Source organism: Ruegeria sp. AH7 (assembly GCF_056541325.1).
The window spans coordinates 379,577-390,604 of the sequence record NZ_JBQFYF010000005.1; the positions used below are offsets into that span (position 1 = coordinate 379,577).

General features: G+C 55.8%; 10 protein-coding genes and 1 tRNA gene. All 11 read left to right on the forward strand.

Annotation, left to right across the window (positions count from 1 at the left end; all coding sequences use genetic code 11):
• Positions 1 to 60: 60 nt before the first annotated feature.
• Positions 61 to 762, forward strand: coding sequence for a hypothetical protein (locus ACR0JX_RS14400; protein ID WP_480544458.1), 702 nt, complete (start codon positions 61 to 63; stop codon positions 760 to 762).
• Positions 759 to 2,069, forward strand: coding sequence for a hypothetical protein (locus tag ACR0JX_RS14405; RefSeq protein ID WP_480544459.1), 1,311 nt, complete (start codon positions 759 to 761; stop codon positions 2,067 to 2,069). The genes ACR0JX_RS14400 and ACR0JX_RS14405 overlap by 4 nt, the downstream gene beginning before the upstream one ends.
• On the forward strand, positions 2,059 to 3,015 hold the full coding sequence (locus ACR0JX_RS14410; RefSeq protein ID WP_480544460.1) for an AAA family ATPase: 957 nt from the start codon (positions 2,059 to 2,061) through the stop codon (positions 3,013 to 3,015). Before ACR0JX_RS14405 ends, ACR0JX_RS14410 begins: the two co-directional genes overlap by 11 nt.
• A 17-nt stretch (positions 3,016 to 3,032) precedes the next feature.
• Positions 3,033 to 4,295 (forward strand): DUF58 domain-containing protein, encoded by a 1,263-nt coding sequence (locus ACR0JX_RS14415; RefSeq protein WP_480544461.1) that lies wholly within the window; start codon positions 3,033 to 3,035, stop codon positions 4,293 to 4,295.
• Positions 4,295 to 5,290, forward strand: coding sequence for a stage II sporulation protein M (locus ACR0JX_RS14420; RefSeq protein WP_480544463.1), 996 nt, complete (start codon positions 4,295 to 4,297; stop codon positions 5,288 to 5,290). The genes ACR0JX_RS14415 and ACR0JX_RS14420 overlap by 1 nt, the downstream gene beginning before the upstream one ends.
• A complete protein-coding gene (locus tag ACR0JX_RS14425; protein ID WP_480544464.1) occupies positions 5,287 to 6,180 on the forward strand; it encodes an RDD family protein in 894 nt (297 codons plus the stop codon). Before ACR0JX_RS14420 ends, ACR0JX_RS14425 begins: the two co-directional genes overlap by 4 nt.
• Positions 6,181 to 6,301: 121 nt before the next feature.
• Positions 6,302 to 7,093 (forward strand): hypothetical protein, encoded by a 792-nt coding sequence (locus ACR0JX_RS14430; protein ID WP_480544465.1) that lies wholly within the window; start codon positions 6,302 to 6,304, stop codon positions 7,091 to 7,093.
• A 141-nt stretch (positions 7,094 to 7,234) separates the two neighbouring features.
• Positions 7,235 to 7,324, forward strand: a tRNA-Ser gene (locus tag ACR0JX_RS14435).
• A 150-nt stretch (positions 7,325 to 7,474) separates the two neighbouring features.
• The gene (locus tag ACR0JX_RS14440; protein ID WP_480544466.1) at positions 7,475 to 8,791 is read left to right on the forward strand and encodes a tyrosine-type recombinase/integrase; all 1,317 of its coding nucleotides are present in this window, start codon (positions 7,475 to 7,477) and stop codon (positions 8,789 to 8,791) included.
• 322 nt (positions 8,792 to 9,113) lie between these two features.
• Positions 9,114 to 10,655, forward strand: a complete 1,542-nt coding sequence (locus ACR0JX_RS14445) for a YfjI family protein (protein WP_480544467.1) — start codon at positions 9,114 to 9,116, stop codon at positions 10,653 to 10,655.
• Positions 10,648 to 10,974: a hypothetical protein gene (locus ACR0JX_RS14450; RefSeq protein ID WP_480544469.1), complete on the forward strand. Its 327-nt coding sequence runs from the start codon at positions 10,648 to 10,650 to the stop codon at positions 10,972 to 10,974. Before ACR0JX_RS14445 ends, ACR0JX_RS14450 begins: the two co-directional genes overlap by 8 nt.
• Positions 10,975 to 11,028 lie beyond the last annotated feature (54 nt).

The following is an 11,028-nucleotide window of genomic DNA, read 5'->3' on the forward strand; positions in this document are numbered from 1 at the left end:
ATCCTGACAAACGCGCCTAGGTTGTTGCCTGCCTTTCGCCAGTGATCTATCGATACCGCGATGAGATTTGTTTTGGCCTGTTTTTCTGCGTGTTTTCTGTGCGCCGTATCCTCTGCCTTCGCGCAGGAGGCGACGCTATCCCGACCGGACCTCAGCGCCTCGGGGCAAGACTATCTGAAAGCGGTCAGATATCGGGGAATCGACACGGATGTGCTGTATTTCGATCCCACCAAACCCGCGCCGCCGCTGGACACGGATTTCACGCCTCGGGCTGAAAACCAACCCGTTCAACTGCCTGCCGACAGTCGCTGGATCGTGGGTGCGATCTCGGCAATCGTTCTGATTTTTCTGGCGCTTTTCATCTATAACAGCGCGGGCAAATCATCTGTTTCTTTCCGAAGATCCTCGGACAATGCTAGGCGCAAGGGCCGGCACAACGATCCCAAGGCGGCGATGGACGGCGAGGAAATGCCTGATCTGGACGCGCTACTCAGGCTTAAGGATCGTGATCTGGCCGTCACCGGGTTGGCCCAGCTGGCACTGAGCCGCTGTCTGGCCGCCAATGAGGTGCTGTTCAAACGCAGCTGGACCCACCGCGAGGCCCTAAGCAGCATGCCGCAGAACCTGTGGTACATCCCTGATCTGCGCGCGCTGGTTCTGGAAAGCGAGCGCGTGAATTTCGGTCATCACTCGATCAGCAAGGGCGATTTTGACGCACTGCTCTCACGTATCCGGCCCGTCCTGCGCGAGGTGCGGGCATGAGCGAGACAACAGGGTTCCCACCGACAGATCGTATCCGTTTGGACTGGATCATCGTCGGCGTGGTGATTGCGATATGCGTCGGCATATTCCTCTATGTCATGGCGGGCCGCCAATATGCATTGCGCGAGTCGGCCAGCGGGTTTGACGGGCTGGATCGCTGGCTGAACAGCCAATCGCATGCCGCACAAAGCTTTACGGGCGGCTGGCCTTTGGATCGCAGCACCGTGGGCCTTTTGGTTCAGCCGCTTTACGACACGCGCCTCGATACAGATCGGACCGCCGCGAAGACCAAAGAAGAGTTGTTGTTTCAGCCCGATGAGTTCGATCAGGACATCGACGTCATTCGTGACAAGGCGCAATCGGTTCCCAGCCTGATCATTCTGCCGAAATGGCGCAGCGGCATGCGCCTGACCGGTTTCGGACATCCCTTTCTGATCGCGCAAAGGACCGATCTTGAAACGATCCTGCACGGGCTTGTCGGGCCCGAGGTCGGAGTCCTGCACTTCGCGCGCAGACCGTTTCTGGACTATGATCTGGTCGCAGACCCACAGCTGAAAGCCCGAATTTATGCGGCCCAGACCTTTGCCGGAAACGGGTGCGATCCCATCGTCGGACAACCAGGCGAGATGCTGCTGGGGCTGTGCCCGCTGCCGGGGTCTGAGGGCGAGCAACAAGTCTATATCCTGTCAGACCCGGATCTGTTGAACAATCATGGCCTGACCCTGGGTGACAATGCTTGGATTGCGGCGCGGGTCTTGCCTCAGATTGCAAGGGGTCAGCGGATCATCATCGATTACAGCGACCAGAACTGGCTGACCGCACCGGAAAACGTAGTCGCCCGTGAACGCACATGGGATGATTTGAAACGCCTGTTCGAACCTCCGTTTCGGGTTTTGTGGATCGGGGCGGGTCTTTTACTGGCGCTTTCGATCTGGCGTGGCGGTTTGCGCAGCGGGCCCGTGGTGGGCCTTGTCCCGACGCTGGGCACTGGCAAACGTACAGCCAATCGGGCACGCGCACGGCTTATGCGCCTGACGGATCAGGATGGCGCGATGCTATCGGACTATGTCGACACACGGTTGCGCGCCCGCGCCGCCGCGCTGTTTGGCAATACGCAAATGACAGTCGGCACACCTGAGGAGGCGTATCTGAAATACGTCCACGCCAGAAAGCCTGATCTGGCCGTCCAGCTGGACGGGTTGATCCAAACCATACGCGCCCTGCCCCCGCATTTGGGCGCAGATGACGCGATTTCCTACATTGACCAATTCGAACTGATACTGGAGCACCTTGCCAATGACGCTTGAAGAATTGTTCGCCCGGGCCGAGGCGTTACGCGCCGAGATCGGCAAAGTTGTGCAAGGCCAGCAAGAGGCTGTCGACCTGCTGCTAACCGCCTTGTTCGCACGCGGGCACGTGCTGCTCGAAGGCCCTCCGGGTACCGCGAAAACCCTGCTGGCCCGCAGCTTTGCCGGGGCGTTGAACCTGCAATTCGGACGTATCCAATTTACCCCCGACCTGATGCCGGGCGACGTGTTGGGCACCTCGATCTACAACTTCCAGACCAGCGAATTTGTTCTGACAAAAGGCCCTGTCTTCAGCCAGATCCTGCTGGCGGATGAGATCAACCGCGCCCCGCCCAAAACCCAGGCCGCGCTACTTCAGGCGATGAACGAACGGATGGTGACGATTGACGGCACCGACCACATGCTGGGGTCGGAATTCATCGTGGTCGCGACCCAAAACCCGATTGAACAGCAAGGCACCTACCCCTTGCCCGAGGCGCAGTTGGACCGGTTCCTGTTCAAGGTGAACCTGAGTTTCCCGCCCGAAGATGTTGAGCTGTCGATCCTGCGCCAGCATGCGAATGAGCCGCTGGATTTCCTGAGTGCCACCCAGACCGTTGAGCCCTTGTTAGATGCACCCACCATGATGGCCGCGCGACAGTTGATCGACGGGATCGTCCTGGATGACGACATTCTAGCCTATATCCTGCGGCTGGTCCGTGCCACGCGCGAAAGCGCGGACATCGCCTTTGGCGCCTCGACGCGTGCGGCGGATGCCATTGCCGGGGCAACCCGTGCGACGGCCGCCCTGAACGGGCGCGACTTTGCGATCCCCGATGATGTCAAAACCCTGATCATCCACGCGCTGCAACACCGCATCGTGCTGTCCCCGTCGGCTGAGATCGAAGGGCGTGGCCCGCGGCAAGTGCTGGAAAACATCCTCAACCAGATCGAGGCCCCCCGCTGATCCGGCCATCCCGCATATTGCTGATCGCGGCCTGCGCGGCGCTGTGCCTGTCGCTGCTGGCGATTGTTCTGGGGGATGCAACCCGGCCCATCGCTGGTTTGCCCTGGGTTGTGCTATGCGGTTTGGCGATTGTCGATCTGCTGTTGTCCTGGCCGCGTCGGCGGTCTGTGACGGTTGACCCCATGCCGGATATCTTTGTGGGCGAGGAAGGCCGGATCGACCTGACCGTCTCCCCCACTGCGCCGGGCATGTTGGGAGAGTTGGACTGGCCATCGGGCCTGATCGGCCCGTCGGGCTTTGACCTGTCGAAAGGCACGGTTCAAATCCCGTTTCGTGCGGGGCAAAGAGGCACCTGGGATTTGTCACATCTGTGGCTGTCATGGTCTTCGCGGCTGAAACTGTTCGAATTCGTCCCCAAACTGAGCTTTGGCCTGAAGGTCCCTGTGGTACCCAACATCCGCCGGGTTATGTCTGGTGAGATTTCGACCACCGTCCAATCGCGCCTGTTCGGTGTGAAGGAAAACCGCGCCATCGGCGAAGGCACCGAATTTCACCAGCTGCGCGATTTCGTGCGCGGCATGGATGCCAGCTCGATCGACTGGAAACGCTCGGCCCGGTATCGCTCGCTTGTCGCCAAAGAGGTGCGCGCCGAACGCAATCACCACGTGATTATCGCGCTGGATAACGGCTATCAGATGCGCGAAGAGGTCGCGGGATTGCCAAAGATCGATCACGCCATCACTGCTGCATTGGCAACCGCCTGGGCCGCCGCCATCGGTGGCGATCAGGTCGGACTTTATGCCTATGACGCCAAACCACGCATGTTCCTGCCCCCCGAACCGGGGCGCACCGCGTTCAACCGGCTGCGCAGCCGCACAGCCGAACTCAGCTATGAAAACGTTGAGACCAACCATACACTGGCCATGACCGAGCTGAACGGACGCACGCCAAAGCGCAGCCTGATCATCGTGTTCTCGGATTTCGTGGACACAACCACAGCCGAGCTGATGGTCGAGAATGTCAGCGTTCTGGCCAAGCGGCATTTGATCGTCTTCGTCACCCTGCGTGATCCGATATTGGAAGCGCAGGTCAATGAAGCCCCGTCGGATATGGACGGGGTGGCAGAGACGGTTTCGACCGGGCAACTGCTGCGCGAACGTCGCCTTGTACTGGAACGGTTGCATCAACTGGGTGTCACTGTGATCGATGCGGAACCGGGTGAGGTGTCGGCCCGCCTGATCTCCACCTATCTGGAAATCAAAGCGCGAGAGATGATCTGATGTCTGAACGTGACCTGATCCGCTCTGCCCGGTTTCGGCAGGAACGCGAAGGCGATTGGCGCAGATTGTCCGAACTGGTCGATAAGGCCGAGGGTCAGGGCCTGCATCGCATGAGTTTCCAAGAGGCGCGCGATCTGGCCGACCTGTACCGTCAGGCCACCACGTCCCTGTCCATCGCGCGTGAGATTTCGCTGGATCGTGGCTTGTTAGACTATCTCGAAGCCCTAACCAGCCGCGCCTATCTGAGCGTTTATGCCCCGCAACAAAGGCTGGGTGGTACCATTCGCAGGTTCCTGACCCGCGGCGGGCCACGGGCGATGCGATCCTCGTGGCGGGTCACACTGCTGGGGTTTCTGTGCATGGCTGCCGGGGCGCTGGCCGGATATTTCTTCTATTTTGACAACCCCGAATGGTTCTACGTCTTCATGCCATCCGACCTCGCCGGAGGACGCGGACCTGAGGCCAGCACCGAGTACCTACGGTCAGCGATCTATGGTGAAGAGGACGCCACGGGCCTTGGCGCCTTTGCGACCTATCTGTTTTCTCACAACACCCGGATCGCGATTTTTGTCTTTGGCCTCGGCGCGTTCCTATGCGCGCCGACGATCATGCTGCTGTTCTATAACGGACTGATCCTTGGCGTGTTCTACGCCCTGCATATCGACCGCGGGTTGGGTTGGGACATGTTCGGATGGCTCTCGATCCACGGCGTGACCGAGCTGTCGGCGATCTGCATCGCAGGCGCGGGGGGGCTGAAACTGGGTCTGGCTGTCCTGTTCCCCGGCCCTCAAACCCGAGCAGCGGCCCTGCGCGCGGCGGGCCATGATGCGGTCAAGCTGGCGCTGATCGCGGCGATGATGCTGGTGGTTGCGGCCCTTTTGGAAGGGTTCGGCAGGCAACTGGTTCAGGATCGCTCCACGCGCATTGCCATCGGCTGGACCATCGGGGCGCTTTGGCTATTGTGGTTCCTTCTCGGCGGAAGGAGGCGGTCATGAGCATTGCCGGAATGGACCGCCTGCTGCCACCTGAAGGTGTGCCGCTTTACTTCCGTGTCGCCGGTGTCGGCGTTCGAACCGCCGCGCAGCTAACCGACATTCTGATCACCGGGGCCGTGGCGGTTGCGCTGTTCCTTCTGGCGGTTTCCTTCGATCTGGTCGAACCGTTCACGGCTTCGGCAATTGGCGCGATGCTTTTCTTCGTCATCCGCATCCCCTACTACGCCGCCTCCGAGCTGATCTGGAATGGTCAAACCCTTGGTAAACGGCTGATGAAGATCAAAGTGGTATCGGCAGACGGTCAGGCCCTGACAACGCAATCGCTGGTCGTGCGCAACCTGATGAAAGAGGCCGAGATCTTCCTGCCCGGCACGATGGTGCTGACGCTTACAACCGATGCTCTGGTGCCATCCCTGATCTCGCTGGCCTGGGTCTTGGGCGTTCTGGCGGTCCCTTTGTTCAATAAACGTCGGCAGCGGCTTGGAGATGTAATCGCAGGCACCTACGTGATCCACTTACCGAAACCTCTTTTGCTGCCGGATATGTCAGAAACCAACCGGCCGCTGACGGCTACGCAATCCTCTTATCAATTCCTGTCACATCAATTGGAACATTATGGTGCGTTCGAATTGCAGACCCTCGAAGGGGTTCTTCGCGGTACAAATCGCGCCAAAGGGCCCGCCGCCTACAAGCAACAGAAAGAAACGCTGGCCGCCGTCTTTGCGCAAGTGCGCCGCAAGATCGAGTATGCCGACCCGGTTCCGAACGCAGACCACCAGGCCTTCCTCGAAGCCTTCTACAAGGCACAGCGCGCCTTCCTCGAACAACGTCAGTTGTTCGGAGACAAACGGAAGGACAAGCACCACACCGCCGAGAACGGAGACGTCTAATAAGAAGCTGTTGCCGTTTTGCCCAAGGGCGAGACTTAACGCGCAGTTTCCCCTTGCAGGTGAATGGAACTGCGCTGCTTTATCTGAGCCAAGACCATATCGTTTAATTTAGGATATACAGATGGCTGATACTGCAACTTCTCACGTCCACGCCCCCTTCGGAGTGGGCGCGGTTCTGAGTGATACATTTTCGATCTTCTTCCGGAAAATTCACATCGTGATCCTTTTGGGTTTCATCCCCGCTCTGATCGACGTCATTGTGAATACATATGCCTGGGACACGGATTTCGAAGCCGTTCCGGGGGTTGAGTTCGACTGGGCGACTTTCAGTTCCACCTTTGTCGTGGCCCTGCTGATCTCATCCGTCGCCATCTCACTAACCTCGGCCATGGTCATTCAACTGGCCTATGACGCCAAATCCGGACGGCCCGCCCAGATTGGCCAATACTTCAAAAACGCCTTGGTCAACCTGCCAGCCTTGGCGGTTTTGTCCATCGTAAGCGGCATTCTGATTGTGATCGGGTTTGCGCTTGTGTTTGTACCCGGGCTTTGGCTCTACGCGGTATTCTCAGTCATCGTCCCGGCCATCGTCATCGATAAATCCGGTTTCGGAGCTCTCAATCGCAGCTCGCAGCTCACAAAGGGCTATCGCTGGCCAATCGTCGGCACGTTAGTCCTGCTTATTCTGTGCATCTTTCTGGTGTCTGCAGCAGTGGGGTTCGTATTTGCGTTTGGATTTGGCGACACCTCTGCCATCGGATTTGAACCCACCCTTACGTGGATCGTAGCCGAGGCTGTCCTGAACGCGCTGGCCTATGGCTGGACAGGTGTGGCAATCGCGATGATCTTTGCCCGCCTGAAAGAAATCAAGGAAGGCGTCAGCGTCTCAGATCTGGTCGACGTGTTCCGTTAGAGCCCGCATATGCCCGGCGGCGGCATAACTGCCGCCGGGGCCCTGCTTCGTTTCCAGAACCGGGCTTGAGGTCATAAAAAATGACTCTAGCACCAGAATCGACCTTGTAACTCCGTGACATGCAAGGATATACCCGTCGGCGGAGACGTGGCCGAGTGGTCGAAGGCGCTCCCCTGCTAAGGGAGTAGGCCCGGAAGGGTCTCGAGGGTTCGAATCCCTTCGTCTCCGCCACTAAACTGCCCATACCATGGGCATTCTTCAGGAAAAAACGCATTCTTTTCAAACGCGTAAGGTTTCTTTAACCGGCGCATGCCAGTGTTTCCCGCATGAAATCCCGCATAGAATCCCGCATGGATGTGGAATTTGAAGGAGTGCACTGCAATGGGCATCACATTGGATCGAGGTCGCTATTACTTTGTAATGAATGTCCCAAAGCATCTCTTTGGCAAAGTACTGGGCAAGAATAGGCAGCCAGTAAAGCAGATCAGACAAGCACTCCAAACAGCGGATTTGAGTGTGGCTAAGCGCAAAGCTTTTGAGCTCGAAGAACTAAAAAGAGCTGAGTGGCAATTCCTGGCATTAGGCGAGGAAGCTCTGGCATACGAGAAATACCAAGCGGCCAAACAGATCTCAGAAGCGCATGGTTTTGACTATGTTCCGAGCGAAGTATTGCTAAAAAGAACCTTTGATGAGAATCTGCCGCGTTTAATGGCGGCAGCGGGAACAGTGTGCTCGCACCAGCCACCAGAAGTTGTTGAGGCGCTTCTAGGCAGCGTGAATGTCGCTCTGCCCCCATTGCGTAAGGTTCTCCAAGAATATGCTGAACTTACAAAAACACGACATTTGCGCAAGTCGGATCAACAACGACATCTTTGGTGGCTACCTCGAGAGCGAGCTGTCTCAAATTTCGAAAGAGCAGTTCCCAAAAGAAGGGCTACTGGCATCGATAAGATCACACGCGAGGATGCGTTGTCGTTCCGCGAATGGTGGTCGAAGCGGGTTCAATCGGGAGAAACGCGAGCGGAGACCGCTAACAAAGACTTTGGCCACCTCTCTCAGGTTTTTCGAGAGTGGTGCGAGCTGAAAGGGCACCACTCACTTGAAAACCCTTTTGCTCGGTTGCGCTTTGACAAATCAGTGGATCCCGTGATTTCCCGACCTCCATTTTCCAAGGAGTGGGTAAACACAAAGCTATTGGCGACCGGTGCGTTTAAAGGGTTGAACGCTGAAGCCGCAGATACACTATTGGTGCTTATCAATACAGGTTTGCGTCCCTCGGAGGTACTATCATGTCCACTAGAAGACTTTTGTCTCGAAGGTGAAATCCCGTTCATTCGCGTGGCCGCTCACGGACGTGAACTCAAACAACGACACTCCGCGCGTGATATTCCACTTTTGGGAGTATCCTTGGAAGCTGCAACGCGCATCGTCCGTCGAGGTGGTATCAATAGATACGCTCACAAGGCCAACGCCTGGTCTGGAGTTGCCAACAAGTATTTGGAAACGAACGGTTTGAAAGAAACGCCGCAGCACACGGTATATAGTTTGAGGCACTATGTTGAAGACGCACTTTTGAGTGCAGGGATCGATGATCGAGTGCGTGCAGATATCTTGGGGCACAAATATGCCCGGCCAGTCTATGAAACTGGTGGAGGTTTAAAGATGCGAAAAGAAGCGTTGGCAATGATTGCATTTTAGAATGGCATCGAACCGTGCTGTAGTAAATTATCAATAAAATCTGCTATTATTTGATTGTTGCATAAATACACGGAGGTCATTCATGACACCACTTGCAACGAAAGAACTCACCCAGACCAGAAAACTCAGAAGTCGAATAATCTTGCGATTAGCGACCTGCTGACTTTCTGTCTGGTTTCTCCATTAGATGAGCATCGTTCTTCAAGTTTTGTCTATACCTTGAATGAACTTACGTCTCGGCGAAAGCACCTCCCCAAAGTAGTCAGCGGGCGCTGACGTAATTCGCACATCGAACTACGCTTAAAATTGAAGGATTCAAAAAATGTCTATGAAAATAGGCAAGGGCGAAGCTGTGTCTGAAACCTCTGTTTCAAACCAATTTGCGACTGCCGCAAAATACCACCCGAAAAACGAAGCACCGGAACCCCTTCTACGCCAAAGAGACCTAGGATTAGCTCTGCCCGAAGATCATCTTGGCGCATTGCGGGAAGCTACTGAGGCAATAGCATTCCTAACTGATGCGCCAATCGAAATTGCGTTCCAGTCGGTTTTGGCGATGGCGTCACTTGCGACGCAGACTATCCGTGACGTAGAAACCTTGGCTGGTTCAGCTCCATTGAGTCTATTTCTGCTTACCATTGCATCCTCGGGGGAAAGAAAATCGTCTTGCGATAAACTCGCATCCAAGCCGATTCAGGACTGGGAAGAAGCTCAAGCCCCGGCCTACGAAGACGCTCGAAGAGCTTACGAATTCGAGTTGTCCATATACGAAAACATGAAGCGACAAGCCCTGAAGGCACAGACAGGGGAAGGTTGCGTAGTCGAAAACGCCGCCCCTCAATCGCCTGTTCCACCTGTCGTGCCTCGAAAGCTGCTGCCCGATATTACGTTTGAAGGCGTTCTTCGCCATTTCGAGGACGGCGATCCTTCGATTGGTATCTTCGCCGACGAAGGTGGCCAGTTCTTTGGCGGACACGGTATGGGCAAGGACAATCAGCTCAAGACCGCAGCCGGGTTATCAAAACTCTGGGACGCAGCACCCCTAAACCGCACCAGAGCCGGTTCCCCGCAAGTCACATATCGGCGCAGGCGCGGAGCTCTTCATTTGATGATTCAACCAGGTATCGCGGAAAGTGTGTTGCGAAACGACGTTCTACGAGATCAGGGGCTTCTTTCTCGCATGCTTATCGCTTGGCCCCAAAGCCGAATTGGCAAACGGCTCATCGTCATTTCCGATGACTATCTAGAAAAAAAGCGCTTGGCCGAAAATAAGCTTACCAAATACCACAATCAGTTAGCTTCACTTCTGCGCCGATCCAAAGATACCGGTGCAAATCACTTGGAGCTTGAGCCGAGAGTTTTGCCTTTAGATCCTGATGCGAAGGCACTCTTGATACGATTTGCAAACAAAGTTGAAGCCCAACAACTTCCAAATCAATCTCTGTCGCACATAACTGGTTTTGCATCCAAGGCAGCCGAACAAGCTGTACGAATTGCCGGTGTTCTGGCGGTTTTTTCAGATCCAGACGCAGAATCCGTGTCCATTCGGGATGTGGCATGCGGTATCAAACTCGCTTCTTGGTACATTGCAGAAGCTCAACGGCTCTTGGATGCAGGTCCTGTCGATAGATCTTTGGAACTGGCACAAGAACTGCTCAATTGGCTAAAGGCGCGGTATCCAGTTGAACCTTTCGACAAGAGAACGATCGTAAGATTTGGACCAACCGCGACTAGGGATACTAAGACTGTAAAACGCCTGCTGTGCATTCTGGCAGAGCATCGGCGCATTTGTGAATTGCCGGTCGGAACTGTGATCAATGGGCATGAGACCCGTGAAGCATGGGGGCTGTGCCACAATGAGTAAGCTGTTCAGTTTTGACCTTGAAGAAGATGTTTTGGATCCACGTGTAGCGTCTGTACCTGGTCAAAGTCACAATGAGCTCAATTCTCCAGAACCTGCGAAAACAAACTCAACAGCCGGTTACGTTTCCCGTCACCAAGGGCAATTGCAGCACCGGTCGCAAATGTCGCTTGTCGCAAAGTACATGGCTCTAGATCCGGTTGCACTTCACGCATTCGAGGAGAGAGCTGCAATACTAGAATTTGATCAGGGGTTTACCAGGGAAGAAGCTGAAATGGAGGCTTTTAGGAGGGTGATGAAAGAATTCCAAGATTCAGCCTGACGGTTTGGGTCCTTCTCTGTGGATGTAACGTGGGTTTGTTTGCGCCGTGTTGTG